The organism is Antarctobacter heliothermus (assembly GCF_002237555.1).
Lineage (GTDB): Bacteria > Pseudomonadota > Alphaproteobacteria > Rhodobacterales > Rhodobacteraceae > Antarctobacter > Antarctobacter heliothermus_B.
Genome location: NZ_CP022540.1, coordinates 1,341,930 through 1,367,500, shown reverse-complemented (window position 1 = coordinate 1,367,500; position 25,571 = coordinate 1,341,930). Strand labels below are relative to the sequence as shown.

The following is a 25,571-nucleotide window of genomic DNA, read 5'->3' as shown; positions in this document are numbered from 1 at the left end:
CGGATCGGCGCGCCGTTCTGGTTTGGCATCGGTTTGCCGTACAGCCCCGTCGCCATCAGAGTCAGCGGATTGCGCGCTTCATCCAGCCGCAGCCCTTCGACATAGGGCCAGTCCAGCACGGGATAGCGCGTGCCCGGCATTTCCTCGGGGCGATACACGGTTTCAAAGGCGACATACTGCGCCTCGGGCTTCACCCCCACCATGTCCAGCAGATCGGCCAGTTCAAAGCCGTTCCACGGCACAACCATCGACCACGCCTCGACACAGCGGAAGCGGTAGATGCGTTCCTCCATTGTCATCTGGCTGAGGATATCGCCCAGCGCGTAATCGCCGGGTTTGTCCACCAGCCCGTCGATGGTAATAGACCACGGTTCGGTCGTCAGCAGATGCGCGTTTTGCGCCGGATCATCCTTGCGCGTGCCGAACTCATAGTAGTTGCAGTAAGAGGTGATCTCGTCCCAAGCGTTCGGCTCCAGCGCCATGTCGTCCTGCGCCAGGGCAGCACCCGGCATCGCGCCCAGCGTCAGCCCGCCCAGCCCTGCGGCCCCCGCGCCAAGGCCCAGACCGGCCAGCAGCTTGCGGCGATTCATAAAGATAGGTTCCGGTGTCACATCGGAACGGGTCAGCTTGTTTGTCCAGCGCTTGGCCATGGGGTCTCCTCGAGGCTTTCTTTGACCTCAAGATATGCGCGCCAAGCCATTGAACAAACCAACGATCTCTCACGTTGCCGTCACGGGGATGTAACACGAGGGGCGCGTGTCGCAGCGCGCGCCCCGGCTCAGCCCTGCACCACCTCGGCACCGATCCGCAGGGTTTCCCGCACCAGCAGGTCCAGATCGGCTCGCCGCGTCCGGTGATTGCAGATCGCGACCCGCAGGCAATGCCGTCCGCCCACCGTGGTGTCGGACAGCGCGGCGATCCCCTCCTCCTGCATCCGCAACATGACTTCCGAGTTCAGTGCCCGCAATTCCGCCTCTGGCATGTCAGAAGGACAGTAGCGAAAGCAGACGATGTTGATCTCCCGAGGCGCCATCATCTCCAGCTCCGGCACCTCCGCGATCAGCCCTTCCAGATAGGTCGCCTGAGCGATGTTTTGATCGATCAACCGACCGAACTTGTCGACCCCATGCTCCTTGAGCGTCATCCAGACCTTCAACGCCCGAAACGCGCGCGAGGTTTGGAGGTTGTAATCATGCAGGTACTCGTTCGCCGCAATGCCACGCGGCTTTTCCTCTAGGTATTCGGGGTGCACAGCAAAGGTGTCGCGATGCAGCCCCCCATCCCGGACCAAGGCGCATCCCGCCTCAAACGGCACATGCAGCCATTTGTGCGGGTCCAGCGCCACGGAATCGGCGCCCTCCAGCCCCGCCACCAAATGCCCGTTCTCAGGCGCTATGGCGATCAACGCACCGATGCACCCGTCCACATGAAACCACAGGTCCTCGTCGCGGCACAGTGCGCCGATCGCGGCCAGATCGTCGATGGCCCCGGTGTTCACCGTGCCCGCCGTTGCAATCACCGCAGCGGGGCAAAACCCTGCTTTGCGGTCCTCAATGATCATGGCGCGCAGGGCGGCGACGTCCATGCGGAAATCCGGCCCCGTTGGCACGCGGCGCAGCGCCTTGTTGCCAAGCCCTAACAGTTCCACCGCCTTCTGATGGCAACTGTGCACCTGATCCGACCCATAAAACCGCAGGGGGCGCGGGATGGCGGCGACGCCTTCGGCCCGCACGTCGACACCGGCCTTGGCATTGCGGGCCGTCGTCAGGCCAATGATATTGGCCATGGACCCGCCGCTGACCAAGGTGCCGCTTGCCGTGTCGGGAAAGCCCATCATCTGCTTCAGCCAATTCACCACCTGCGTATCCATAAAGGCGGCGGCATTGTTGCCACCACCCAGATTGGACCCATCGATGGCCGCAATGAACTCTGCCAGGGCACCGCTGTAACTGCCGGACCCCATGTACCACATCCAAAAGCGCGGATGGATGTTGCCCATCGGATAGGGCATCAGGTTTTCGCACAATTCACCGTATACGTCAGACAGGGGCATCGGGCCGTTTGGCACCGGCGCGGCATAGACTGACTTTTTGTCGGCAGGCATTTCCGTCCAGACGGGCCGGTCGCGGACATCGCGCACATGGGCTATGGCGTCATCAACGATCTGACGGGCCAGACCTTGCAGATCGCCCCACTCGGCTGGATCAAGTGTTTCTTCGGTCAGTGCCGATTTCTGATTTTCCATAGGCCCCCCCCGCCTGAAAATGGATTGTCAAAACGTCGCCTGATAATCCGTCCCGTATATCACAGTTTCCGGCGCGGGCGGTGGCCTTTCCATACTCCTGACCGGGGGGGGGCTGTCAGGGGCGCGACGGGCGGGCATGTCTACACCCGCCACAGCACTGGGTTACGGCGCTTTCACATCCGACGCCATCCGGCGCAGCGCCTCTTCGAACATGCGGTTGCCCGCAGCGCCGCCGTCGCCCAACCGGACCGACGGGAAGATCTCGTTCATCTGCACTGACGATCCGTCATCCTTGACCACCCGCACATGCCGCCGCCGCATCTGACGCGGTTCCGCCACGCCAACCGAATGAGCGATGGTTTCAACCTCGCTGATCACCGACTTGGCATAGGCCGCCACGCGTTTGTCCTTTTCGGACACCACCAGCCCCTTCTGCAAAGACGGGATATGCGTGGTGATGCCTGTCGGGCAGGTGTTCTTGTTGCACTTCAGCGCCTGAATACAGCCCAAAGAGAACATGAACCCCCGCGCCGAGGTCACGAAGTCCGCGCCAAGACAAATAGCCCATGCCACATCGCCCGGTGCCACCAGCTTGCCCGCCGCGACGATGCGGATGCGGTCATGCAACCCCGCCAGATCGCGCAAATCCACCATGCGGATCAACGCCTCGCGCAGCGGCAGGCCCACCAGATCAATCAGCGGCATCGGGGCAGCACCCGTGCCGCCCTCGCCCCCGTCCACGGTGATGAAATCCGGGGCGCTCTCCTCGCCGCGTTCCTTGACCTTCTTGAAAAAGGCAAACCAGGGGTCGGCCGACCCCATGCAGGTCTTGAACCCAACAGGCTTGCCCGTCACCTCACGGATATGGGCGATCAGGTCCAACAAGTCGTCAAAATCGTCCACCTCGCGGTGCCGGTTGGGCGAAATCGCGTCCTGCCCCAACGGCACGCCCCGGATCTTGGACACCTCGTCGTCGATCTTGGCGGCGGGCAGGATGCCGCCCTTGCCCGGCTTCGCCCCTTGGCTCAACTTGATCTCGAACATCTTGATCTGCGGATGCGCCGCCATCTCACGCAGCTTTTCATCACTCAGGTTGCCCGCGGCGTCGCGCACGCCAAACTTGGCCGTGCCGATCTGATAGATCACGTCACAGCTCCCTTCGAGGTGATAGGGCGACAGCCCGCCCTCTCCGGTGTTCAACCAAACGCCTGCCAGCCGGGCACCCCGGCTCAGCGCCTTGACCGCCGGTTTTGAAATCGCGCCATAAGACATGCCGGATATGTTGAAGATCGACGGCGCGGAATAGGGTTCGCGACAATAGGGACCAATCAACAGCGGCTCGGTCGAGGCATACTGATCATCCAGCGGCGGAAAGACCGCGTTCATAAAGATCGGCGTGCCCGGCACGTTCAGGTTCCGGGTCGAGCCAAAGGCCACCGTGTTCCCCTTGCCGCTGGACGCACGATAGATCCAGTTCCGCTGCGCCCGGTTAAATGGCATTTCCTCACGGTCCATCGCAAAGAAGTACTGGCGAAAAAACTCGCCCAATTCCGTAAACAGGTTCCGGAACCGCCCGATCACCGGATAGTTGCGCCGGATCGCGTCCCCCCTCTGCGTCCTGTCGATCACATACATCACCGCAACCGCCGCAACCGCCACGCCGATCATGAAGACGAAGAACAGCGCCAGATACTGCAGCGCGGCCATCGCGTATTCCATATTCTACCCCCCGAATGTATTGACTTGTCTCAAGGCCAAGGTGTTTCTCCACCGGTACTGTGACACCATCACAGAGGAATGGCAGCCCGTCTGCGAATTTCGTGAAAGGGAAAATAATGAGACAGTTTCTTGGCGCCACGGCGCTTGTGCTGGTGGCCGGCGCGGCGTTGGCCGACGGCATCGTCAGCTATGACACCACCGACAGCTTTGACGACGTGGTCTTTGGGCTGGAAAATGCGATCATTGATCAGGGGCTGGTGATCGACTCTGTCAGTCACACCGGCGACATGCTGGAACGCACCAAGGGTGATGTCGGCTCTGACGTCACTATCTTTGCCAACGCCGACATCTTCAGCTTCTGCTCGGCCCAGATCAGTCGTGAGGTGATGGAGGCAGACCCGATGAACGTCGTCTTCTGCCCCTACGACATCTTCGTCATCGTCCGCCCGGAAACCCCCGACACCACCACCATCGGCTTCCGCAGCTTTCCCGACGGCGAAATGAAAAAGGTCGAGGCACTGCTGGACGGCATCGCCCGCGCCGCCATCGGGCTGGAATAGGCACATCGCCTCGTAACACGGATCGCGTCCCGGGCCTGCCCCGGGGCCGCCGCCAAAACGATGCGGATCACCACAAATGCACCTCCTTTTCATCACATAAATGTCAGTGGAAACCGCGCGCACCCCCGGCTTAGAAAACCCGCCGCCAAGGTCAAGCCACCTCCGCAAAAATCCCCGGTGATCCACACCTCCCCACGGCCCGTAGACCTGTTCGATGTGACCGACACATTGCAACCACGGCTCCAAGGAGGACCACCCATGATCCGCAGAACTTTCCTCGCCGCGACCACGGCTCTTGCCTTTGCATCCACATCCGTCTTTGCCGGCGGCCACGCGATGGACATCGTCGACACCGCCAAAGAGGCCGGTTCCTTCGAAACCCTGCTCGCCGCCGCCACCGCCGCAGGTCTGGTCGACACGCTGAAAAGCGACGGCCCCTTCACCATCTTCGCCCCCACCGACGCCGCATTTGCCGCCTTGCCAGAGGGCACCGTCGAAACCCTGCTCATGCCCGAAAACAAGGATCAGCTGGTCTCGATCCTCACCTATCACGTCGTCGCCGGTAAGGTCATGTCCACCGACCTCTCCGATGACATGATGGCCACCACCGTGCAGGGCACCGACATCATGATCGACCTCGACAACGGCGTCATGGTCAACGACGCCACCGTCGTCACCGCCGACATCGAGGCCTCGAATGGCGTCATCCACGTCATCGACAAGGTCATCATGCCGAAATAACCCACGCGAAAGGCCCGCCCCCGCGCGGGCCTTTCGCCCCCACCGAACGCTGCAACGCCCTGTCCCGCAACGCCCCCTGTGCCCGCGCCATACTCGCGCCCGCAAAAGGAGGCTCCCATGACGGACAACATCCACCACATCCCCCTCACCGACATCAACCCCAACGCCCTGCCCCGCGATCGCACCAGCGAGGACGCGGAGGCCGATTATGAGCTGATGCAATCCATCTTCATCGATGGTCTGCGCCAACCGGTTGAGGTGTGGGGGCTGTCGGAACAGACAGACGACGGCCATCGCTACGGGCTGATTTCCGGCTTTCGCCGCCTCACCGCCTGCACCACGTTGGAAAAGGACACCATCCCCGCGCTCCTGCGCACCCCCGAAAGCATCCCCAAGGCCGTCACCGCCATGGTGGCCGAGAATGAGATCCGCAGCCAGATCAGCCCGTGGGAAAAGGTGCGCCTGATCCTGCAATGTCTGGGCGAAGGCATCTTTCCCACTCCCGACGCCGCCATCTCCACGCTCTTTCCGCTGTCCTCGCGCCAGAAAACCGCCCGCCTGCGCGGCCTTGTGCCGGTGGTACAGCGGTTCGACGGGTTGCTGAACGCGCCCGAACGGTTGACCACACGGCGGCTGGATCAACTGACCTCGGCGATGAATGCGGGCTATGAGGATCTGCTGCTGAACGCCCTCTCCCCCTTCCCGCGCACCGCCGCGCCCGAAACCCAGTGGGAGGCGCTGGCCCCGGTGCTGCAAGAGGCGCTCAACCCCCGCCCCTCCGATCCGGCCCCCGGCACGAGCGGCGACCCCCGCCGCATCCGCACCATCCGCAACGGCCTGGTCATCCGCCGAGAACTCACCCGCACCGGCTGGATCCTGCGGTTTTCAGGCCGCGAAGCCAAGTCACCGGGCATCATCGACGACGTGATGGATTATGTGGAGCTACATTTCGGCAAAGAGGTGTGAGAGGAGGCGCTCCCCGCTGCCGTAGGGTGGCGGGGAGGCCGGAAGGACTGAGAGAACTGTCGCACCGTATGCGGCGCATACCATCTCGAAGCCTTCCGCATTCATGCGACCGGAGCCCCCCAATCAAAAAGCGGAGCCTCAGACGACGAAACCTTGAATGCTGTAGTGTTGAAAAAAGCGCGCGTTCGCAGAGCGGTCACAAAGCTCCCCACTATTAGGCAGCCATGTCCGCCAAGACCTGCGCCGCCAGAACTTGCGTTGCGTCATAGTCGAAGCCCCAGCGCTCGCTCGTTTGAGAGGCGCCGCCTACGACTTCTTCAGGGCGAAACCTCTGGCTTGGTTCGCTTGAGCGAATTGCATCGACGTGGTCTTTAGATGCCCCGTTCCTTTCCATTAACTGCAAAATAGTCTGTTGCCACTGAACGTCTTCCGCCCGTGCCTGCCAGCTCTTGACCTGCAATGGCTCAAATCCGTAGGTTCTAAAAACCGCCAGAACAAATGTTGCACAGGTGAGTCCGTGGCCCACAGGACCTGCTTTGAGCTTGCCAGTATCGGCTTCAAACACCAAGCCTTCAGAATCAAATCCGTAGGGTACCGCCGGGTCTTCTGCTGCCAACAGGCTTGCGAAAGCAGCTAATACCAACTGATTGTCTTCATCCAAGCCGCATGTCGCCCACCAATACGTCCCATCAAGCACTTCGTCGCGCAGGTCAAAATGGAACGCCAAATGAAGAAAGCGCACTTCATTCTCGTCAGGACGATAGATGATTCCGCAATGGCGTTGGTTGGGATGAAACTCCTTAATCCCCAAGCCCAACAGAGAATCTTCGAGAAATTCTTCTGCGGGCGCGGACATGATCGGCATTATTTAAATCATTCCCTTTAGCAGTTTTCTGCTATCTTTTCCCTCAGATTCGAGCTTTGCAGAAACATCTGCTAAGAAGCCTCTCCATCCATTTATTTTGGACCGCACAGGGTAGGAAGCACGAGCGAAAGCGAGCAAAATTCGACTTGAAGCCCTAAGCTTCAAAGAGTCATTGAGAATCTTCTCAAGCATCATGTAGCGCTCTTCGCCGATAAGTAAGTTCAGTCCCTTGATGTACTGAGACAATTGAGACACAGAGATTTTTTCTTTCTCGCTCAGCGATACAGCTTCAAAGAACCAATCCAGCTTTATCGGATTTCGTTCAGTCATGAAGACTCGCTGAGGGACCGAGTTTCCGGTCGCAACAAGGAAATATTGGGCCACCCCTGAGGGAGTCTCACCCAAATTAGTCCAAGGAGAAGATCGTTTTAAATAGCCATGTGCATCTTTCGAAAATAGATGCGGGTATAAAATTTCAGGAAATTCAGGCGTCTCCCGGCTCCATTGCGTCATGCAGTCTTTCCTTGATAAACCATCGGAATGCGTTTCTTGCGGCTTTATTGTAGTAGGCGAGTAGTTCATAAGCATCCGCGTCGTCCTCCGTTGGGGTGTCGAAGAAAAAATCTGAATCGACAATATAATTGTTCTGCCCGCTGTCGCCCACGACAATTCCGCTTTGAATGGCGACGAAGCCACGGGTCAGGGCCAGTAGTGTCGTAGAGTGCTGGTTCACAATTTTTTCATTTTCTATTTCATCATCTCCAAGTAGACCAAGGGCAGATTCTCGAATCAATTCAGACCAAGACGTGTCCGCCAAGCCAAGGTCTTCTCTTTTGATCACATCAACGTATCTCAGGCCAATTCTTGAAAAATAGGGTATATCATAGGCACCGCGCAATGCACCTACAGCGTTTTTAATGTGAGAGAAAAAATCTTCCCAGCGTTCATATGATTCAGTCTTGATGGCTACGAAATCACTGCAAAGCGAAATAGTATACTTACTATCGCGCGTCGTAAAATCATATACCACCTTTCGAGAGACCGGGGACGATGTCGCGTCGCCCCCCCCAACCCGGAAAGTTGCCGTTTCCCGAGAATCTACAGTAGGGTAGGTCTTTCCGAGAGCCCTCTGAAAATCAGCGGGAACGCTTTCGTCAAGCTCAAGAAGGCGTGGAAACCGCATCTGGCACACGACTTCTGCCAGTGGATTTCTTGTGTAGAGCACCCGAGGCTTCTCCGGAAAATCCATATCTTTCAGAGCCTTGTGAGGTTTTTCGCTTTTGTTTCGCCCGATATAACAGATTCTTACATAGTGGCGACTGGCAGTAAAGAAAGTATTGAAGCCAAGATCAAATGTCGCGCATATGAACGCCTCCCCCGGGGCTCCGCCCGTTCGGGCCTCGAAGGCTCCACTGGAGCCTTCGCCGCTGCGCGGATCGGCCCGAACCCCTAACAAATCGTAAAAACGTCTCTGTAACCCATTGATTTATAACCCCCCCAAAGCTGTCCACATGTGGACACGAAAAAAGGCGGGGTTTCCCCCGCCTTTCGTCCCAAGCTTTCGAGTCCCCAAAATCAGTGGACCACGGCATCGTCCGGCTTGGGCCTGTTCGTGGCCCCCACCCGGTCGCCGATCAGCAGCCCGTCAGAGCCAGCCGACACCACGACCACGTCGCCATCCTCCACATCGCCAGCCAAAAGCATCTCAGCCAAGGGATTTTGCAGCGACCGCTGGATCACCCTTTTCAAAGGCCGCGCGCCGAACACGGGGTCATACCCCTCATCCGCCAGCCAAGCCCGCGCCGCATCGTCCAGCTCCAGCCGGATCTTCCGCGCCGCCAGCCTTTTCAACAGCCGCGCCAGCTGAATATCGACGATGCCCGCCATATCCTCACGCTTGAGCCGGTCAAAGATGATCGTCTCATCCAGACGGTTCAGGAACTCCGGCCGGAAGTGCGCCCGCACCGCGTCCATCACGTCCCGCCGCGCCGGTGCCGGGTCGGCCCCCTCGGGCATTTGGCTGAGCGCCTGAGACCCAAGGTTCGACGTCAGAATGATCAGCGTCTGCTTGAAGTCCACAGTCCGCCCCTGCCCATCAGTCAGCACCCCGTCGTCCAAAACCTGCAGCAGCACGTTGAACACGTCCGGGTGCGCCTTCTCGACCTCATCGAACAGCACGACTTGATAGGGCCTGCGCCGCACCGCCTCGGTCAGCACGCCGCCCTCGTCATAGCCCACATATCCCGGAGGCGCGCCGATCAGACGGGCCACCGCGTGTTTCTCCATGAACTCGGACATGTCGATGCGCACCATCGCGCTGTCGTCGTCAAACAGGAACTCCGCCACCGCCTTGGTCAGCTCGGTCTTGCCGACGCCCGTGGGTCCAAGGAACAGGAACGACCCCAAGGGGCGGTTCTCATCGTTCAGACCCGCCCGCGCGCGACGCACCGCGCTGGACAGCGCCGTCACCGCCTGGCTCTGGCCGATCACCCGCTTGTGCAGGGCATCCTCCATCCGCAAGAGTTTTTCCCGGTCGCCTTCCAGCATCTTCGACGTCGGAATACCGGTCCAGCGCTCCACAACGCTGGCGATATGTTCCGGCAGAACCGCTTCTTCGACCATGACGTCGCTTTCCGCGCCTTCTGCCTGCGCCAGCTGCCGCTCCAGCTCAGGGATACGCCCGTACTGCAGCTCACCGGCCTTGGCAAAGTTGCCGTCGCGCTTGGCCGTTTCCAGCTCGGCGCGCAGGTGGTCCAGCTCTTCCTTGATGTTGCGGGCCGAGGCCAGCTTATCCCGCTCCGCCTGCCAGCGGGCCGTCATTTCAGACGACTGTTGCTGCAGCTCCGAAAGGTCCTTTTCCAGCTTGGCCAGACGGTCTTTGGAGGCCTGATCATCCTCCATCCGCAACGCTTCGACCTCGATCTGCTTTTGCAGGATGTCGCGGTCCAAAGCGTCTAGTTCCTCGGGCTTCGAATCCACCTCCATCCGCAGACGGCTGGCGGCCTCGTCCATGAGGTCGATCGCCTTGTCCGGCAGGAACCGGTCCGTGATATAACGGTGCGATAGCGTCGCCGAGGTCACAAGGGCCGCGTCGGAAATCCGCACACCATGGTGCAGCTCGTACTTTTCCTTGATGCCGCGCAGGATCGAAATTGTATCCTCGACCGTCGGCTCCTCAACCATGACCGGCTGGAAACGCCGCGCTAATGCCGCGTCTTTTTCGACATGCTTGCGATATTCGTCCAGCGTGGTCGCGCCCACACAGTGCAGCTCACCCCGCGCCAAAGCCGGTTTCAGCAGGTTCGAGGCATCCATCGCACCGTCCGCCTTGCCCGCGCCAACCAGCGTGTGCATTTCGTCGATGAACAGGATAATCTCACCGGCGGCAGAGGTCACCTCTGACAGGATCGACTTCAGCCGTTCTTCGAACTCACCGCGATACTTCGCACCGGCGATCAGCGCGCCCATGTCCAGCGCCAGCAGGCGCTTGTTCTTGATCGACTCAGGCACGTCGCCGTTCACGATCCGCAGGGCGAGGCCCTCGGCAATCGCGGTCTTACCCACGCCGGGTTCACCGATCAGCACCGGGTTGTTCTTGGTCCGGCGGCTGAGCACCTGCATGGTGCGCCGGATTTCCTCGTCCCGGCCAATGATCGGGTCGATCTTGCCTTCGCGGGCACGCTCGGTCAGGTCGAGTGTGTATTTCTTCAGCGACTCGTAGGTGTCTTCGGCCGTGGCGGTATCCGCTGTGCGCCCCTTGCGCACATCGTTGATCGCCTCGTTCAGCTTTTGCGGCGTCACATTGCCCGCCTCGAGCGCCTCTTTGGCCGGGCTGCGCACCATGGCCAGCGCGGTCAGCATCCGTTCGACCGGGACAAAACTGTCGCCCGCCTTGCTTGCCAGTTTTTCGGCCTCATCCAGCACCTTGCCGGTGGCGGAATCCAGATAGACCTGACCCGCATCGCCGGAAACCTTGGGGATCTTGGCGAGCTTGGTGTCCAGCACCTGAACCACGCGTTCCGGCACACCGCCCGATGCCTTGATCAGGTTGGTGGCCAAGCCTTCTTCGTCATCCATCAGTGCCTTGAGCAGATGTTCGGGTGCCAGTTTCTGATGGCTTTCCCGCATCGCAATGGTCTGGGCGGCCTGAATGAAACCGCGCGCGCGCTCTGTGAACTTCTCCAAGTTCATGGTCTGTCTCCTTCAACAAGCGCCCCGTTGAATGCGCCGCGCCCGCTATGCAGCACGCGGTCCCGTCGGGGCCTCACACCCAAGATGGCCCTGCGACGCATCCGGTTCAAGAGAGAAGCGTTGCAAAATGGCAACGGATCGCATCTTGACCTTGGGGCCACAGAGTTTCAAGAGACCTCAACCAACCCCTCGAAGGAGATGCGCATGTCCGATGACCGTTTGATCGTAGCCCTGGACGTGCCGAATGTGATCGAGGGTCTCGACCTTGTCAGTCGGCTTGGGGACGCTGTGTCCTTTTACAAAATCGGTCTGGGGATGCTGACCGGGGGTGGTCTGGCGCTGGCCAATGAGCTGAAGCAAGAGCACGGCAAGCGCATCTTCCTTGACCTGAAACTATTCGACATCGGCGCCACGATTGAGGCGGCGGTGCGCGGGGTCGCGCAATTCGATCTCGATTTCCTGACGGTGCACGGCGACCCATATGTGGTGCGCGCCGCCAAGGAGGGGGCCGCCGGATCGCAAACCAAGATCCTTGCCGTGACAATCCTGACCTCACTTGACCGCGCCGATCTGGACGGCGCGCTGATCAAGGACGGTGCAATTTCCGATCTGGTGACAGAGCGTGCCGGTCGCGCGCTGGAGGCCGGTGCCGACGGGGTGATCTGTTCGCCGAATGAGGCCGCGCTTGTGCGCGCCTTGCCGCAGGCAGAGGGCCGGTTGATCGTCACGCCGGGCGTGCGTCCCGCTGGCGCAGATGTGGGCGATCAAAAGCGTATCGCGACCCCCGCGCAGGCTATTCGGGATGGCGTCGACCACATCGTCGTGGGCCGCCCCATCCACCGCGCGCCCGATCCGCACGCCGCCGCGCAGGCAATTCTGACAGAAATGATCTCTCCGCAGGCCCAGCGCCCCAACGGCCCGCGCTGACCGCGCTGCGCAAACCGCCACGCCCTTTAAACGCCTGAGCCTGCGTATCGTTCCGACCGCCTGACGGCCCGGCATCGGACCGCCGATTCACCCACCTGTCGGCGAAATTCCGCCCAAAAAGCATCAAGAGCGGGGAATTCCTGACCTGTGCCCCTGATGAAACACTGCCACAGTGCTCCTAAGTCTACTGCATAAGCCCGATCAAAAAAGGGCACGAGGTTAGGAGACCATCATGAGCACATGGACCCCCCGCATCGATCAGGTGCGTTACAACGCCACCGAACAGTGTTTCGAGGCCCTTGTCACGGTCGTTACCCCGCACGGACTCTTGCGGGTGGCAAGCCAATATGTGGCACCCATCACAACCGAATTCGAAGAGGCCGCGCGCGGACTATGGATGCGCGCCCGCCTTTCGCTGGGCACGCCCGAGCACCTGCTGTTGCGCGAAGCTGCGGCAGAGATGCCCAGCGCAGCCTGACGTTCCGGCTCAGTTACACGCCTGTATGAGCCGCGCCGCCGCACCCTTTGTCCCTCGGGTGCTGTGGTAGACTGCCGGGATCCGCACCTTACCTTGCGGGTCCCGGCCCTTTTGCCAAATCAAGCTGTTTGTCCAAATAGTCACGCAGGATGTCCCGAAAATGCGGGATCGCGTCCTGCGCATCGACAAAGGCCTCGGGCGGCATCACGTCCCAGCCTTCGCCCTCATCGCCAAAGACCACGTCATCAATCGCACGAGCTGGCAGATGCGCGGCAAAAAAACAGCTGACCTTGCCCGCATCATCCCGCAGATGCACCGGATGCAATTGGGCCTTGGTCAGGGTCAGTCCCAACTCCTCCTGCGTTTCACGGATGGCGCAGTCCTCCGGTGACTCGCCTCCATCCCGCTCGCCCCCCGGAAAATCCAGATAGCCCGGCCAAGGGATAGATGGCTTGCGGTCCCGCCGCAGCACAATCAAATCCGCGCCAGCGAACAGCATCACTTTGGCACCGGAAAAGACCTGCCTTGGGTCGTCGGGCTTTGGATCGCTCATGGCGTCCCCTTCTGCATCGGCGTATATTGGGACCATGCCCGCCCTATGCCGCGATTGTCTGACCCAGTTCGATGCAGGCCCACGATGTCCGGCATGCCGGCGGCCCCGCGTCTTGCGCCATGACGAACTATGGGACCTCTCTATTGCCCATATGGACTGTGACGCCTTTTACGCAAGCGTGGAAAAGCGCGACAACCCCGCACTCGCTGACAAGCCGGTGATCATTGGCGGCGGGCGGCGCGGTGTGGTGTCGACCGCCTGCTATGTGGCGCGCATTCGTGGCGTGCGGTCCGCGATGCCGATGTTCAAGGCGCTGGACCTGTGTCCCGATGCCGTCGTCGTCAAGCCGCGCATGTCCGTCTACGTCGAGGTCAGCCGCCAGATCCGTACGATGATGGAGGAACTGACCCCGGCGATTGAACCGCTGTCGCTGGATGAGGCGTTTCTGGACCTCACCGGCACCGCCCGTCTGCACGGCGCGCCTCCTGCCGTGATGCTGGCGCGACTGGTCAAACGGATGAAGGCGGAACTGGGCGTCACTGGTTCTATCGGGTTGTCGCACAACAAGTTTCTCGCCAAGATCGCCTCTGACCTTGATAAGCCCCGCGGCTTTGCGGTGATCGGTCAGGCCGAAACGCAGGAGTTTCTGCGCCCCAAACCGATCCGCCTGATCTGGGGGGTTGGGCAAGTTACACAAGAGGCGCTGGAACGCGGCGGAATCCGCACGTTCGAGGATCTGCTGCGCTGGGACAAACGTGATCTGATGGTGCGGTTCGGATCGATGGGCGAACGTCTTTGGCATTTGGCACGCGGGCAGGACCATCGCCGGGTGACGCGCAACGCCCCGATGAAATCGATCTCGAATGAAACCACATTCAACGAGGACACCGCCGACCCGGACATCCTTGACGGGCATCTCTGGCGCATGGCGGAAAAGGCATCCGATCGCGCCAAGGCCAAGGGTTTGGCAGGCCGGGTCGTCACGCTGAAACTGCGACGGTCGGATTTTCGCATCGTCAGCCGCAGGCAGGCACTGCCCGATGCCACGCAGATTGCTGATCGCATCTACCGGGTTGCGCGGGCGCTGTTTGACCAGATGCCCGCCGGGCAGTCCTATCGCCTAATCGGGGCGGGTATTTCAGATCTGGTGCCAGAGGCGCAGGCCGACATGTCCGGCGACCTGCTGGACCCACAGGCCGAGGCCCGCGCCAAGGCGGAACGGGCCACCGATGCGATCCGAGCAAAGTTCGGTGAAAACGCGATTCTCAAGGGCCGCACGCTGCGCTGACGCCTAATCGTGGCTGCCCAAAACCTCATCTTCTTCACCCGTGGCGTCATAGCCATACGCCTCAAGCCCTGCTTCAAGGTTGTCTGCCAAATGCGGCGTGCCGATCAGATAATCTGCCGTGGGTGTCGTCGCCTCGTTCACGGCGGTCTGATAGGCCTCGTCCCAATCCTCGGCCTCAAACGCGCCACGGCCAACCCACATGACTGCGACCAAGGCCGCCTGCTCTTCGACGTCCATCCGGTCGATGAGCCCCCGAAGTTCGCCTTCGGCACGGCCCAACTCGCGCGCCATTACGATGACGGCTGCCACCTTGCTTGGGCTGATGTTTTGCATCTCGCGTCTCCTCACTGTTCGCTGGACAGGCTAGACACCACAATTGGGCGCCCGACTTTGATCCTAAGCAAACAGGCGGAAATAAAGCCAGTCCGGCAACAGTTGGCTGCCCCGGAACAACAACGAAAAGGCACGCGGAAAGGCGCGTTGAAAACCGCTGCCCGACATGTGGCGGAAACAGATGTCCGCCGCCTGTTCGGGGTCCATGATAAACGGCATGGTAAAGTCGTTCTTTTCGGTCAACCGTGTCTTGATGTAGCCTGGCACAAGCAGTTGCACGTCAACGCCCGTCTTGCGCAAATCGGCATACAGCGATTCCGCCAGTGCCATGACCGCCGCCTTGGACGACACATAGGCCGCCGACCCCGGCAAACCACGATATCCTGACAGCGATCCGGTCAACACGATATGGCCCCGGTCCCGCGCCACAAAGCGGGGCACCACAACCCCTGCCAGCCGCATGGCCCCGGTGAAATTCACATCTGCCATGTCGTTGGCCTGTTCGGCATTCCAATCCTGCGCTCCGAACGGCCAATAGACCCCAGCCACTTGGATCAGGCCGTCAATCTCGCCATATTCTGCGGCCACCTGTTCCAGCGCATCGGCGTCGGTCACGTCTACGGGTGCCACATGTGCGGGGCCGGGCAAATCATCCGCCAGCGTGCGCAGCTTGTCCTCGGACCGCGCGCTCAGGATCAGTTCAACACCCTCACGGCTGAGCCGGTGCGCCAATGCCTGCCCCAGCCCCTCACTGGCACCGACCAGCCAATACCGTTTGCCTTTCCAAACCCTCACGCCGGGGCCTCCTTTCGGCGCATTGTGGCGACAAGCTCTGCGACCTTGATCCCGAATTTCCGGAACTGAGAACGGTTTACGATGGTCCCGTTGGGGGCAAGATACATCCAGTCGGTGGTGTCCAGAACATGCCCGCCTGCGTCATCGTCCAGACGGATGCGATAGCGCAGTTGCACGGTTGGCCCGCTTTGCTGGCCATGCCCCTCTCCCACCAAATCCGGTGCAGTGGCGCGAATATGTCCGTCGTTGCCCAGGATCAACGTCCATTGGCGATGCTGCTCACTGCCGGAGTCGTAGCGGAAATGCTCTTTCATCACGCCCCGGTTGCCATCCCAGCGCGCCTCCATATCCGCCACAAACCGTGAGGTCACACGCCCTGTCGGGCCATAGATCACGCCTTCGCAGATCATCGATCCGTTGAGGTGCATACGCAGGTCAAACGCCTGCCCCGTGCCGTCGGCATAGTCGGCAGGCCGCTGCGCCATGAACCCGAAATACCGCGCGCGGAGATAGACGAGGACAAGCCCCCCCGCCGCCCCCAACGCAATCAGGGTGAATGAGGTTATCATGACGCCTCCTTGATCCGGGTGCCGGATGTATGTCCGCTGACCTCATGCGCCGGGGGGGCCGGGCGTCTGCGATACGCCGCCCCCTTCCACCACAGCTTCAGTGCCTGCCAGTGGATCAGGGTCAGCACGCGACGCGCGCCAAATGGACGGCGCAGGGCAGATCGCATGATCTGTCCATTGGTCAACGGCTGGCGCGGCCCACAAAGCGTGGCGATCAGCCCGCCGTTCTCATGGGTGTAGTCGATCCAGATGCCGACCCGGTCTGCCCGGATGTCGAACCGAAAGACATAGTGCCCCTCAACGGGTTGAAACGGCGAGACGTGAAAAACCTTGCGCGCCGATATGTGATCCTGCGCCGTGATCGGCGATCCGTCAGCATGTGCGCAAAGGTAAGAGTGCCGGTCGCCAAAGGTATTCGACACCTCGGCAATCACCGCTCGAAGATCGTCCCCGTCATAGGCCAGCCAAAATGACGCCGGATTGAACACATGGCCCAAAAGACGTGGTTGCGCCAACAGCATCAATGGTCCGTTGCAATCAATGCCATGCGCGCCCAGCACCTCACGCGCCCAGACGGCTCCGCGCCCCTGCCCCGGCGCACCACCATGGTCCCGGTCCTGCAACGAGGTCAGATTGCCCCGATTGCGGGAGAACAACATCGGCCCGCGCACCTCAGCCTCAGCATCCAACATCACGCAATCGACCGAGTAGCGAAAGCCATTGGCCACCGCCCCCTTGCGTCCGTGATAGGTGTGGCCCCGGATCAGGTCGATGTCGCTCATGCCGCCTCCTGCACGGCGCCGCGCGCAAGGATCGCGCCCGCCACATCCGCCGCACTCGCCAACCCGTCCTCATGAAAGCCGTTCTTCATCCACGCCCCGCAGAACCATGTCCCCGACGTGCCATTCATCGCCGCCACTGCGCGCTGCGCCTCCAAAGCGCCAAGGTCGAACACCGGGTGGCGCAGTGTGACCTCATCATAGATCGCCTCTTCGCGGATCGGACGGGTAGAGTTGAGCGTGACGAACATCGGATCGTCCATCGGGATCGGCTGCAAACAGTTCATCCAATAAGTCAGGTCGATGGTGTTCATCTCTTTGCGCGTTGTTTCAGTGTAGTTCCACGACGACCAGCAGGCGCGACGCTTGGGCATCACCGACGTATCACCGTGCAGCACCACTCGGTTCGGCTGATAGGCGATCTGAGAGAGTGCGGCGTACTCGTCCGGACGTGCGTCCGTCAAAAGTCGCAGGGTGTCGTCGGAATGGGTGGCAAACACCACCTCATCGAACAATTCCCAGACGCCGCCTTGGGCACGCACCTCGACCCCCGCCGCGACACGGCGCACGCCTGCGATCGGCGCGCCAAGCCGCATTTGCACCCCTTGCCCGTTCATCGCTGCACCAAGGCGCGACACATACTGTTTGGACCCGCCCTGCACCGTGTACCACTGGTGTTGGCCCGTATGGCTCAGCAGCGCGTGATTTTCAAAGAACCGGATCAGCGCATAGGCCGGAAAATCAAGGATCTTTTCCGTCGGTGTCGACCAGATCGCTCCGGACAATGGCAACAGGTAATGGTCGCGAAACCAATCGCCAGTCCCCATCCGGTCAAGAAAATCCCCAAGCGAAACTGACGGATCACGTGCTTGATCCAGCGCCCGAGCATTAAATTTCATGATGTCTCGGATCATGCCCAAAAAGCGCGGGTTCAGTGCATTGCGTTTCTGCGCGAACACCGCCCGCAGATCGCGCAGCCCGTATTCCATAGCCCCGCCCCGCAGACTGGCGGAAAAGCTCATGTCAGATTTCGCAACAGGCACGTCCAGCCGTGCAAACAAATCTGTCAACAGCGGATAGTTGGCGTAGTTGAACACGATAAAGCCGGTATCAACCGGCTGATCCCCGTTCCGCCCCGCCATCCGAGTACGGGCATGGCCGCCAAGACGCGGCTCTGCCTCGAACAGGGTCACGCGATGCTGGTCGCCCAGCATATGCGCCGCCCCCATGCCAGAGATGCCGCCACCGATCACGGCGATAGAGCGGGGGGTGGCCGGGCTGGCTTCAAATGGCATGATATTTTGCGTCCCATGTTCGTTTGCGTTGTTCTGTCTACGAACCGGCACCGCGGGCGGATGTAAAAAAGGCAAAAAACTTTGCGCTCGAAAGTGATCCGTTCGCACATCATTGGCGTAAACAGGTCATGAATGGCGCAACACATACTCTCGAACCCCGCGACTCTTCGTTCGTTGCGACCTTGCCGCTAAAGCGGCATGTCAGGAACAGGCACCATTCAGGGGGGGACCGAGCGGCGTTGGAACAGACAAAAGTCGACACAAATGACTGGACAGCGGTCTTGGTTCGCATCCGCGATGACCGGGATGAGACGGCGTTTGTCGAGTTGTTCCGCCATTTTGCCCCGCGCCTCAAGGCATTCTTGATGCGGTCCGGTGGCGACCCGGCCTTGGCAGAGGAATGCGCGCAAGAGGTGATGGCGACGGTCTGGCAAAAAGCGGCGCAATTTGATCCGGCGCGCGCCTCTGTCGCGACGTGGATCTTTACCATCGCACGAAACCGCCGGATCGACGCACTGCGCAGACAAAAGCGCCCAGAACCCGAGGACCTACCGTGGGGACCAGAGGCCGAACCGGATCAGGAAGACCAGTTGGGCCTCCAGCAAGACACGGAAACCCTGACAGAGGCTATGGCCGCACTCCCCGCAAAACAGCGGGAATTGATCGAAAAGGCCTACTTTGGCGATCTGACGCACAGCGAAATCGCCGATCTGACTGGCCTGCCTCTGGGCACAATCAAATCCCGTATCCGGCTGGCGCTACAGCGCTTGCGCCACGCAATGGACAGAAAGTAACGACGCGATGACCACCATCACCCATCATCTGACCGATGACCTGATCCTGGGGTATTCCGCAGGCACCCTGCCCGAGGCGGTCAATCTCATCATCGCCACGCATATCTCGCTTTGTGATGAATGCCGCGCCGCGATTGAGGCGCAGGATGCCATCGGCGGCGCCGTTCTGAACTCCGTCGAGGAGATGCCCGTGTCAGACGCCTTTCTTGACGGCGCACTGGCGCTGATCCGGGGCAGCGAGTTCACCCCGACGCCACGCCCGATCAACATCGCCGCGGACCCGGTCGCCCCTGCGCCGCTGCGTGACTACATCGGCGGCACTTTGGACGAAGTAAAATGGCGGCCCATCGGTATGGGCGTAAAGCAGGCCATTCTACCCACCTCGCGTGAGGCCACGGCGCGGCTTTTGTTCATCCCAGCGGGGACGGCGATGCCGGATCACGGCCATCGCGGGCTGGAACTGACTTTGGTCCTCAAGGGCGCGTTTCAGGACGACGAAGGTTATTTCCGGCGTGGCGACATCGAAATTGCCAACGAAGACCTGCACCATACGCCCGTCGCCGACATTTCCGAGGATTGCATCTGTCTTGCGGTGACGGACGCGCCGCTGCGTCTCAAAGGACTGGCGCGACTGGCGCAACCGTTTCTGCGGATCTGACCCCAGCACGGTCAGCATGGCAAACAAAAGAGGGCGGGGAAATTCCCCGCCCTTTTTATTGTGTCGTCAAACCCTTAGTGCTTGCGCTTTTTCGGCGGCATCAGGTCGGTAATTGTGCCCTCGAACATCTCGGCCGCAAAGTTCACCGTTTCCGACAGCGTCGGGTGCGGGTGGATTGTGTGGCCAAGATCCACGGCATCTGCGCCCATTTCGATGGCCAGAGCGGCCTCGGAAATCAGGTCGCCCGCGTTGGTGCCCACGATACACGCACCGATGATGCGGTCATCGTCGGGATTGAACAGCAGCTTGGTGATCCCCTCACTACGGCCATTCGATAGCGATTTGCCCGAAGCTGCCCAAGGGAACACGCCCTTCTCGTACTTGATGCCCTTCGCCTTGGCGTCGTTTTCGGTGACACCACACCAAGCGACCTCTGGATCGGTATAGGCAACCGAAGGGATCAACTGGGCGTCAAAGAATCGCTTGTGTCCGGCGCAAACCTCGGCTGCCACCTTGCCCTCGTGCACGGCCTTGTGGGCCAGCATCGGCTGGCCCACTACGTCGCCGATGGCGAAGATATGCGGCACGCCCGTGCGCTGCTGCTTGTCCACGGCGATAAAGCCACGGTCGTCAACGGCAACGCCGGCTTTGTCGGCATCGATCAGTTTGCCGTTGGGCTTGCGACCCACGGCGACAAGAACCTTATCGAAGGTGTCAGAGAAGCTCTCGCCCTTGTCGTCCTCGAAGGTCACTTTCATACCCTCGTCCAACGCTTCGACCGCTGTCACCTTGGTCTTGAGGAAGATGTTCTCATACCGACCCTTGATGCGGGTCATCAGCGGCTTGACGATGTCCTTGTCGGCCCCCGGAATGATCTGGTCCATCAGTTCGACGACTGTGATCTTCGATCCCAGCGCGTCGTAGACACAAGCCATTTCCAGCCCGATGATGCCACCGCCCAGAACCAGCATCCGTCCGGGGATGTCCGCCAGTTCCAGCGCGCCGGTGCTGTCGATCACGCGCGGATCGTCATGCGGGATGAAAGGCAGCGCCACGGGCTCGGACCCGGCGGCGATGATGCACTGGTCAAAGGACACGGTGGTCACGCCATCGTCGCCCTGAACCTCGATCATGTTCGGGCCCGAGAATTTGCCATAACCGCGCACCACCTGCACCTTGCGGCCCTTGGACAATCCGTCCAGACCGCCGGTCAGCTTGCCGACAACGCTGTCCTTGAAGGCACGCAGCTCATCCAGATCGATTCCCGGCTTGGAAAAGCTGATGCCATGCGCGCCCATCTCCTCAGCCTCGGTGATGACCTTGGCGACGTGCAGCAGTGCCTTGGACGGGATACAGCCGACGTTCAGACAGACACCGCCCAATCGGTCGAATTTCTCAATCAGGACGGTTTTCTTGCCCAGATCGGCGGCGCGGAACGCCGCCGTATAGCCGCCGGGGCCAGAGCCCAGAACAACGACCTCGGCATGCACATCACCAGGACCAGAGGCCGTGCCGGTGGCGGAGACCTGTTTAGGCGCCTCGGCGGCAGGGGCTTCGGCCTTGGGGGCCTCATCCTTGGCATCCGCGCCTTCGAGGACAAGGATCACCGCCCCCTCGCCAATGCGATCCCCTTCCTTGACCTTGATTTCCGTGACCTTGCCCGCTGCGGGCGAAGGCACTTCCATCGTGGCCTTGTCGGATTCCAGTTCGATCAGCGGATCTTCTTCACTGACCATATCGCCTACGCTGACCAGTACGGCAACCACAGGCACGTCGGCGAAATCACCGATATCGGGTACTTTGACATCCATTGTGTTCACCTCACCACATCAACTTGCGCATGTCGCCCAGCAACGTCTTGAGCGTCACGGTAAACCGCGCGGCCAAGGCGCCATCGACGGCACGGTGATCATAGGACAGCGACAGCGGCTGCATCAGGCGCGGCACAAAGTCCTCACCGTTCCAAACCGGCGCCATCTTGGACCGGGTCAGGCCAAGGATTGCCACCTCAGGCGCGTTAACGATGGGCGTGAACGAGGTGCCGCCAATCCCGCCAAGCGACGAGATGGTAAAGGTAGCGCCCTGCATGTCCTTGGACTTCAGGTTGCCCTCACGCGCGGCCTTGGACAGGTCCATCAGCTCTTTCGAGATGTCGACCAGACCCTTGCGATCCGCGTCCTTGATCACCGGGACCATCAGGCCGTTGGGTGTGTCCGCCGCAAAGCCGATGTTGTAGAAATCCTTCTTGATCAGCTTGTCGCCGTCGGGATGGATCGACGAGTTGAATTCCCAATGGGTTTTCAACGCCGAAACAGACGCCTTGATGACAAAGGACAACAGCGTGACGCGATAGCCGTTTTCCTTGGCGTGGGTGTCCATCTCTTTCCGGTACTTGTCCAGATCAGTGATGTCCGCCTCATCGTTGTGGGTGACATGCGGGATGTTCAACCACGACCGGTGCAGCGCCGGGCCAGAGATCTTTTTGATGCGGGGCATCTCGATCTCTTCGATCGGTCCGAACTTGGAGAAGTCGACAGCCGGGATCGGCGGGATACCCATGCCGCCGGACACGGCACCACCACCGGCAGCAGCGGCCGGAACCGTCTGGGCCTTAAGCGCCTTTTCCACGTCCTCGCGCAGGATGCGGCCCTTGCGGCCCGATCCGTTGACTTTGTTCAGGTCAACCTCGACCCGGCGCGCATAGGCGCGCACGGACGGAGAGGCATGGACCTTCGAGAACCCGGCATCCGTCAACGCAGCAGACGCAGGGGCCGCTGCCGGGGCCTCTTCCTTGGGCTCTTCCTTGGCCGCCGGGGCGTCTGACGCTTCGACGATCAGCAGCACCGCACCCTCGGAAACCTTATCGCCTTCGGCAACCTTGATCTCTTTCACGACACCCGCCGCCGAGGATGGCACTTCCATCGTTGCCTTATCGGATTCCAGTTCGACAATCGGGTCTTCCAGCGCAATCGTGTCACCCACGGCAACCAGAACGGTTACCACCGGCACTTCGTCGAAATCGCCGATATCCGGCACTTTAACTTCTACGGTCATTCGTCAATTCTCCTCGTGCCGCGGGTCAAACCAGACGCGGGTTCGGCTTACTGCCGTCAATGTCGTATTTCTTCAGAGCCGCCTCGAGATCCTTTTCGGACACGGCCCCCTCACGGAACAGATCCACCATCGCGGCAGCCGCGATATGGTTTGCATCCACCTCAAAGAACCGCCGCAGGTTCACCCGGCTGTCCGAACGGCCAAAGCCATCGGTGCCCAGAACCGTAAAGCGGTTCTTGACCGCTCCCCGGATCTGTTCAGCGTAGTTCTTCATATAGTCGGTGGCGACAATGATCGGCCCCTGCGCACTGCTCAGTGTTTGCGTCGCATAGGACACACGCTCTTCTGCGAAGGGGTTCAGGCGGTTGTGACGCTCACAGTCCTGAAAATCGCGGGCCAGTTCGTTAAACGAGGTCGCGGACCAGATATCAGAGGTGACGCCAAAGTCGTCCTCCAGCATCTGCGCCGCCTTGAGCGCCTGTACAAGGATTGTGCCAGAGCCCATCAGGTTGACGTGCTTCTTTGCCGGCTTGGCCGTTTTCTTGAAGCGGTACAGACCCTTGATGATACCCTCTTCGGAGCCCATCGGCATGTCGGGGTGCTGATAGTTCTCGTTCATCAGGGTCAGGTAGAAATAAACGTCTTCCTGATCGACGAACATGCGCTGCAACCCGTGCTGCACGATCACCGCGACCTCATAGCTGAAGGTCGGGTCATAGCTGATGCAGTTCGGGATGGTCGCGGCAAGGATATGGCTGTGGCCGTCCTCGTGCTGCAAACCTTCGCCGTTCAGGGTGGTCCGCCCAGCGGTGCCGCCCAGCATAAAGCCACGCGCCCGGCTGTCGCCAGCCGCCCAAGCCAAATCGCCGATCCGCTGGAACCCGAACATCGAGTAGTAGATGTAGAACGGGATCATCGGAACGCCGTGGTTGGAATAGGCCGTCGCCGCAGCGATCCAGTCGGCCATGGCACCCGCTTCGTTGATGCCCTCCTGAAGCACCTGACCGGATTCCGATTCCTTGTAATAGGACATCTGCTCGCGGTCTTCGGGCGTGTATTGCTGGCCCTTTGGGTTATAGATCCCGACAGAGCGGAACAGCCCCTCCATCCCGAAGGTGCGGCTTTCATCCGGCACGATCGGCACCACCTGTTTGCCGATCTTCTTGTCACGCAAGAGCGTGGTCAGGATGCGGACAAAGGCCATGGTGGTGGAAATTTCGCGGTCGCCGGTCGATTCCAGCTGGCCCTTGAACTTGTCCAGTCCGGGGATCTCCAGCTTGGGCGATTCCGTCTCACGCTTGGGGAAAGATCCGCCAAGTTCTTTCCGCCGTTCAGCCATATAGGCCTTTTGCGCGTTATTCAGGCTGACAAAGGGGATGTCCTTGTCCAACTCTTCGTCGGTGACCGGGATCTTGAACCGGTCACGCATCGCCTTGAGTTGGTCCAGCTGCATCTTCTTTTGCTGGTGGGTGGTGTTCTGGCCTTCGCCAGCGGTGCCCATGCCGTAGCCCTTGACCGTCTTGACCAACAGCAGTGTCGGCTGGCCCTCGGCCTCTGTCGCGCGTTTGAACGCGTTGTAGACCTTTTTCGGGTCATGCCCGCCCCGCCGCAGCGCCCAGATCTGATCATCGGTCCAGTCGGCCACCAGCGCGGCGGTTTCCGGGTACTTGCCGAAGAAATGCTTGCGGATATAGGCGCCGTCCTTGGACTTGAACGTCTGATAGTCACCGTCGATGGTTTCATCCATCAGTTGGCGCAACTTGCCGCTGGTGTCCTGCTCCAGCAGATCATCCCAGCCTTTGCCCCAAAGCAACTTGATCACGTCCCAGCCAGAGCCGCGGAAGTTGCCCTCAAGCTCTTGCACTATCTTGGAGTTGCCGCGTACCGGACCGTCCAGACGCTGCAAGTTGCAGTTCACGACAAAGATCAGGTTATCCAGCCCTTCGCGGGCCGCCAGATGGATCGCGCCCAGCGATTCCGGTTCATCCATCTCACCGTCGCCGAGGAAGGCCCACACCTTGCGGTCCTGCTTTTCGATCAGGCCCCGGTTTTCGAGGTATTTCATGAACCGCGCCTGGTAGATCGCCATCAGCGGGCCAAGGCCCATGCTGACGGTCGGGAACTGCCAGTAGTCGGGCATCAGCCACGGGTGCGGGTAGGACGACAGACCACCACCGGCGACTTCGGAGCGGAAATTCTTCAGCTCTTCGACGCTGATCCGGCCTTCCATAAAGGAGCGTGCGTAAATTCCGGGGATGACGTGGCCCTGAAAAAACACGAGATCGCCACCGTGGATCGCGGACTTGGCGCGCCAGAAGTGGTTCAGACCAATGTCATATAGCGCGGCAGAAGAGGCAAAGGAGGCGATGTGGCCGCCGTATTCGCTCGATTCCTTGTTGCGCTTGACCACCGTCGCCATGGCGTTCCAGCGGTTGATGGTGCGGATGCGCCATTCCATCTCGGTGTCGCCGGGAATTTCGACCTCATCGTCGGGCGAAATGGTGTTCTGATAGGGGGTGGTGGCCGAGAAGGGCAATTTCGCGCCTGCCGCCCGTGCCCGCTGCACCGCCTTGTCGAGCAGATAGTGCGCGCGGTCGGCCCCATCACGCTCGATCACATCCTCGATCGCGTCCTGCCATTCCTGGCTCTCGACGGGATCGACGTCCTGCGGAGTGTCTTTCATATGCCCTCTTCCCTTTCTTGCAGCCAGCGTGGCGCAATTTGGTTTAGCGTTAAACTACTTTTGGGAGGACTGATAAGA

The 25,571-nt window shown here is 60.5% G+C and carries 24 protein-coding genes (1 of these 24 only partly in view); 8 read left to right on the top strand and 16 right to left on the bottom strand.

The genetic code is table 11. The annotated features are described in order from the left end of the window. The 3 genes from msrP to ANTHELSMS3_RS06410 all read right to left on the bottom strand — a co-directional run. Nucleotides 1-650, bottom strand: the 5' portion of a protein-coding gene (gene msrP, locus ANTHELSMS3_RS06420) for a protein-methionine-sulfoxide reductase catalytic subunit MsrP (RefSeq protein ID WP_094034161.1). It extends 286 nt beyond the left edge of the window; only the first 650 of its 936 coding nucleotides appear in the window; its start codon is at nucleotides 648-650; its stop codon lies off the left edge, out of view. Between the two features lie 128 nt (nucleotides 651-778). After that, on the bottom strand, nucleotides 779-2,245 hold the full coding sequence (locus ANTHELSMS3_RS06415; RefSeq protein WP_094034160.1) for a pyridoxal phosphate-dependent decarboxylase family protein: 1,467 nt from the start codon (nucleotides 2,243-2,245) through the stop codon (nucleotides 779-781). A 162-nt stretch (nucleotides 2,246-2,407) separates the two neighbouring features. Next, a complete protein-coding gene (locus tag ANTHELSMS3_RS06410; RefSeq protein WP_094034159.1) occupies nucleotides 2,408-3,964 on the bottom strand; it encodes an FMN-binding glutamate synthase family protein in 1,557 nt (518 codons plus the stop codon). 116 nt (nucleotides 3,965-4,080) lie between these two features. Between ANTHELSMS3_RS06410 and ANTHELSMS3_RS06405 the strand changes: the two genes are divergently transcribed. From ANTHELSMS3_RS06405 to ANTHELSMS3_RS06395, 3 genes are all read left to right on the top strand, one after another. Continuing rightward, nucleotides 4,081-4,524 (top strand): DUF302 domain-containing protein, encoded by a 444-nt coding sequence (locus ANTHELSMS3_RS06405; RefSeq protein WP_094034158.1) that lies wholly within the window; start codon nucleotides 4,081-4,083, stop codon nucleotides 4,522-4,524. A gap of 258 nt (nucleotides 4,525-4,782) precedes the next feature. Beyond that, complete coding sequence (locus ANTHELSMS3_RS06400) at nucleotides 4,783-5,265, top strand: fasciclin domain-containing protein (RefSeq protein WP_094034157.1); 483 nt, start codon at nucleotides 4,783-4,785, stop codon at nucleotides 5,263-5,265. A gap of 117 nt (nucleotides 5,266-5,382) precedes the next feature. Beyond that, entirely contained in the window at nucleotides 5,383-6,231 is an 849-nt protein-coding gene (locus ANTHELSMS3_RS06395) for a ParB/RepB/Spo0J family partition protein (protein ID WP_094034156.1), read from the top strand. A gap of 214 nt (nucleotides 6,232-6,445) precedes the next feature. On the opposite strand, the gene ANTHELSMS3_RS06390 is transcribed toward ANTHELSMS3_RS06395, so the two are convergent. The 4 genes from ANTHELSMS3_RS06390 to clpB form a co-directional block, all read right to left on the bottom strand. Next, complete coding sequence (locus ANTHELSMS3_RS06390; protein WP_094034155.1) at nucleotides 6,446-7,096, bottom strand: hypothetical protein; 651 nt, start codon at nucleotides 7,094-7,096, stop codon at nucleotides 6,446-6,448. A gap of 3 nt (nucleotides 7,097-7,099) precedes the next feature. Continuing rightward, nucleotides 7,100-7,609, bottom strand: a complete 510-nt coding sequence (locus tag ANTHELSMS3_RS06385) for a hypothetical protein (RefSeq protein ID WP_157733414.1) — start codon at nucleotides 7,607-7,609, stop codon at nucleotides 7,100-7,102. Continuing rightward, the gene (locus ANTHELSMS3_RS06380) at nucleotides 7,581-8,345 is read right to left on the bottom strand and encodes a TIGR04255 family protein (RefSeq protein ID WP_094034153.1); all 765 of its coding nucleotides are present in this window, start codon (nucleotides 8,343-8,345) and stop codon (nucleotides 7,581-7,583) included. Before ANTHELSMS3_RS06380 ends, ANTHELSMS3_RS06385 begins: the two co-directional genes overlap by 29 nt. 326 nt (nucleotides 8,346-8,671) lie before the next feature. Next, nucleotides 8,672-11,287, bottom strand: a complete 2,616-nt coding sequence (clpB, locus tag ANTHELSMS3_RS06375; protein WP_094034152.1) for an ATP-dependent chaperone ClpB — start codon at nucleotides 11,285-11,287, stop codon at nucleotides 8,672-8,674. A 204-nt stretch (nucleotides 11,288-11,491) separates the two neighbouring features. Here clpB and pyrF point away from each other — a divergent pair, with 204 nt between their 5' ends. Both pyrF and ANTHELSMS3_RS06365 read left to right on the top strand, forming a co-directional pair. Next, nucleotides 11,492-12,214: an orotidine-5'-phosphate decarboxylase gene (pyrF, locus tag ANTHELSMS3_RS06370; RefSeq protein ID WP_157733413.1), complete on the top strand. Its 723-nt coding sequence runs from the start codon at nucleotides 11,492-11,494 to the stop codon at nucleotides 12,212-12,214. A 232-nt stretch (nucleotides 12,215-12,446) separates the two neighbouring features. Next, entirely contained in the window at nucleotides 12,447-12,692 is a 246-nt protein-coding gene (locus ANTHELSMS3_RS06365) for a hypothetical protein (RefSeq protein WP_094034151.1), read from the top strand. 88 nt (nucleotides 12,693-12,780) lie between these two features. On the opposite strand, the gene ANTHELSMS3_RS06360 is transcribed toward ANTHELSMS3_RS06365, so the two are convergent. Continuing rightward, nucleotides 12,781-13,245, bottom strand: coding sequence for an NUDIX domain-containing protein (locus tag ANTHELSMS3_RS06360; protein WP_254694864.1), 465 nt, complete (start codon nucleotides 13,243-13,245; stop codon nucleotides 12,781-12,783). A 34-nt stretch (nucleotides 13,246-13,279) separates the two neighbouring features. Here ANTHELSMS3_RS06360 and ANTHELSMS3_RS06355 point away from each other — a divergent pair, with 34 nt between their 5' ends. Further along, on the top strand, nucleotides 13,280-14,533 hold the full coding sequence (locus ANTHELSMS3_RS06355; protein WP_094034150.1) for a DNA polymerase IV: 1,254 nt from the start codon (nucleotides 13,280-13,282) through the stop codon (nucleotides 14,531-14,533). Between the two features lie 3 nt (nucleotides 14,534-14,536). Here the strand turns inward: ANTHELSMS3_RS06355 and ANTHELSMS3_RS06350 are convergent, their stop codons facing one another. The 5 genes from ANTHELSMS3_RS06350 to ANTHELSMS3_RS06330 all read right to left on the bottom strand — a co-directional run bounded on the left by ANTHELSMS3_RS06350 (nucleotide 14,537) and on the right by ANTHELSMS3_RS06330 (nucleotide 18,304). Then, nucleotides 14,537-14,866 carry a DUF3775 domain-containing protein gene (locus ANTHELSMS3_RS06350; RefSeq protein WP_094034149.1) on the bottom strand — a complete coding sequence of 110 codons (330 nt, stop codon included), beginning with the start codon at nucleotides 14,864-14,866 and terminating at the stop codon, nucleotides 14,537-14,539. A gap of 63 nt (nucleotides 14,867-14,929) precedes the next feature. Beyond that, the gene (locus ANTHELSMS3_RS06345; protein WP_094034148.1) at nucleotides 14,930-15,661 is read right to left on the bottom strand and encodes an SDR family NAD(P)-dependent oxidoreductase; all 732 of its coding nucleotides are present in this window, start codon (nucleotides 15,659-15,661) and stop codon (nucleotides 14,930-14,932) included. Continuing rightward, nucleotides 15,658-16,230 carry a DUF3833 domain-containing protein gene (locus ANTHELSMS3_RS06340; RefSeq protein ID WP_094034147.1) on the bottom strand — a complete coding sequence of 191 codons (573 nt, stop codon included), beginning with the start codon at nucleotides 16,228-16,230 and terminating at the stop codon, nucleotides 15,658-15,660. The genes ANTHELSMS3_RS06345 and ANTHELSMS3_RS06340 overlap by 4 nt, the downstream gene beginning before the upstream one ends. Continuing rightward, entirely contained in the window at nucleotides 16,227-17,012 is a 786-nt protein-coding gene (locus ANTHELSMS3_RS06335) for a DUF1365 domain-containing protein (RefSeq protein WP_094034146.1), read from the bottom strand. The genes ANTHELSMS3_RS06340 and ANTHELSMS3_RS06335 overlap by 4 nt, the downstream gene beginning before the upstream one ends. Further along, nucleotides 17,009-18,304 carry an NAD(P)/FAD-dependent oxidoreductase gene (locus ANTHELSMS3_RS06330; RefSeq protein ID WP_094034145.1) on the bottom strand — a complete coding sequence of 432 codons (1,296 nt, stop codon included), beginning with the start codon at nucleotides 18,302-18,304 and terminating at the stop codon, nucleotides 17,009-17,011. The genes ANTHELSMS3_RS06335 and ANTHELSMS3_RS06330 overlap by 4 nt, the downstream gene beginning before the upstream one ends. A gap of 239 nt (nucleotides 18,305-18,543) precedes the next feature. On the opposite strand from ANTHELSMS3_RS06330, the gene ANTHELSMS3_RS06325 reads away from it, so the two are divergent. Next, nucleotides 18,544-19,098 carry a sigma-70 family RNA polymerase sigma factor gene (locus ANTHELSMS3_RS06325; RefSeq protein WP_254694863.1) on the top strand — a complete coding sequence of 185 codons (555 nt, stop codon included), beginning with the start codon at nucleotides 18,544-18,546 and terminating at the stop codon, nucleotides 19,096-19,098. 7 nt (nucleotides 19,099-19,105) lie between these two features. Next, on the top strand, nucleotides 19,106-19,756 hold the full coding sequence (locus tag ANTHELSMS3_RS06320) for a ChrR family anti-sigma-E factor (protein ID WP_094034144.1): 651 nt from the start codon (nucleotides 19,106-19,108) through the stop codon (nucleotides 19,754-19,756). Nucleotides 19,757-19,830: 74 nt separating this feature from the next. On the opposite strand, the gene lpdA is transcribed toward ANTHELSMS3_RS06320, so the two are convergent. The 3 genes from lpdA to aceE are packed head-to-tail and all read right to left on the bottom strand — an operon-like array spanning nucleotide 19,831 to nucleotide 25,493. Next, a complete protein-coding gene (gene lpdA / locus ANTHELSMS3_RS06315) occupies nucleotides 19,831-21,567 on the bottom strand; it encodes a dihydrolipoyl dehydrogenase (RefSeq protein WP_198319890.1) in 1,737 nt (578 codons plus the stop codon). 10 nt (nucleotides 21,568-21,577) lie between these two features. Then, a complete protein-coding gene (locus tag ANTHELSMS3_RS06310; RefSeq protein ID WP_094034142.1) occupies nucleotides 21,578-22,810 on the bottom strand; it encodes a 2-oxo acid dehydrogenase subunit E2 in 1,233 nt (410 codons plus the stop codon). 25 nt (nucleotides 22,811-22,835) lie between these two features. Continuing rightward, on the bottom strand, nucleotides 22,836-25,493 hold the full coding sequence (gene aceE / locus ANTHELSMS3_RS06305) for a pyruvate dehydrogenase (acetyl-transferring), homodimeric type (protein WP_094034141.1): 2,658 nt from the start codon (nucleotides 25,491-25,493) through the stop codon (nucleotides 22,836-22,838). Nucleotides 25,494-25,571 lie beyond the last annotated feature (78 nt).

What these genes read in the sequence shown, in the direction of transcription:
- ANTHELSMS3_RS06415 (WP_094034160.1), bottom strand. Translation starts at nt 2,245, where the DNA reads ATGGAAAATCAGAAATCGGCACTGACCGAAGAAACACTTGATCCAGCC.
- ANTHELSMS3_RS06410 (WP_094034159.1), bottom strand. Translation starts at nt 3,964, where the DNA reads ATGGAATACGCGATGGCCGCGCTGCAGTATCTGGCGCTGTTCTTCGTC.
- ANTHELSMS3_RS06405 (WP_094034158.1), top strand. Translation starts at nt 4,081, where the DNA reads ATGAGACAGTTTCTTGGCGCCACGGCGCTTGTGCTGGTGGCCGGCGCG.
- ANTHELSMS3_RS06400 (WP_094034157.1), top strand. Translation starts at nt 4,783, where the DNA reads ATGATCCGCAGAACTTTCCTCGCCGCGACCACGGCTCTTGCCTTTGCA.
- ANTHELSMS3_RS06395 (WP_094034156.1), top strand. Translation starts at nt 5,383, where the DNA reads ATGACGGACAACATCCACCACATCCCCCTCACCGACATCAACCCCAAC.
- ANTHELSMS3_RS06390 (WP_094034155.1), bottom strand. Translation starts at nt 7,096, where the DNA reads ATGCCGATCATGTCCGCGCCCGCAGAAGAATTTCTCGAAGATTCTCTG.
- ANTHELSMS3_RS06385 (WP_157733414.1), bottom strand. Translation starts at nt 7,609, where the DNA reads ATGACGCAATGGAGCCGGGAGACGCCTGAATTTCCTGAAATTTTATAC.
- ANTHELSMS3_RS06380 (WP_094034153.1), bottom strand. Translation starts at nt 8,345, where the DNA reads ATGGATTTTCCGGAGAAGCCTCGGGTGCTCTACACAAGAAATCCACTG.
- clpB (WP_094034152.1), bottom strand. Translation starts at nt 11,287, where the DNA reads ATGAACTTGGAGAAGTTCACAGAGCGCGCGCGCGGTTTCATTCAGGCC.
- pyrF (WP_157733413.1), top strand. Translation starts at nt 11,492, where the DNA reads ATGTCCGATGACCGTTTGATCGTAGCCCTGGACGTGCCGAATGTGATC.
- ANTHELSMS3_RS06365 (WP_094034151.1), top strand. Translation starts at nt 12,447, where the DNA reads ATGAGCACATGGACCCCCCGCATCGATCAGGTGCGTTACAACGCCACC.
- ANTHELSMS3_RS06360 (WP_254694864.1), bottom strand. Translation starts at nt 13,245, where the DNA reads ATGAGCGATCCAAAGCCCGACGACCCAAGGCAGGTCTTTTCCGGTGCC.
- ANTHELSMS3_RS06355 (WP_094034150.1), top strand. Translation starts at nt 13,280, where the DNA reads ATGCCCGCCCTATGCCGCGATTGTCTGACCCAGTTCGATGCAGGCCCA.
- ANTHELSMS3_RS06350 (WP_094034149.1), bottom strand. Translation starts at nt 14,866, where the DNA reads ATGCAAAACATCAGCCCAAGCAAGGTGGCAGCCGTCATCGTAATGGCG.
- ANTHELSMS3_RS06340 (WP_094034147.1), bottom strand. Translation starts at nt 16,230, where the DNA reads ATGATAACCTCATTCACCCTGATTGCGTTGGGGGCGGCGGGGGGGCTT.
- ANTHELSMS3_RS06335 (WP_094034146.1), bottom strand. Translation starts at nt 17,012, where the DNA reads ATGAGCGACATCGACCTGATCCGGGGCCACACCTATCACGGACGCAAG.
- ANTHELSMS3_RS06330 (WP_094034145.1), bottom strand. Translation starts at nt 18,304, where the DNA reads ATGCCATTTGAAGCCAGCCCGGCCACCCCCCGCTCTATCGCCGTGATC.
- ANTHELSMS3_RS06320 (WP_094034144.1), top strand. Translation starts at nt 19,106, where the DNA reads ATGACCACCATCACCCATCATCTGACCGATGACCTGATCCTGGGGTAT.
- lpdA (WP_198319890.1), bottom strand. Translation starts at nt 21,567, where the DNA reads ATGGATGTCAAAGTACCCGATATCGGTGATTTCGCCGACGTGCCTGTG.
- ANTHELSMS3_RS06310 (WP_094034142.1), bottom strand. Translation starts at nt 22,810, where the DNA reads ATGACCGTAGAAGTTAAAGTGCCGGATATCGGCGATTTCGACGAAGTG.
- aceE (WP_094034141.1), bottom strand. Translation starts at nt 25,493, where the DNA reads ATGAAAGACACTCCGCAGGACGTCGATCCCGTCGAGAGCCAGGAATGG.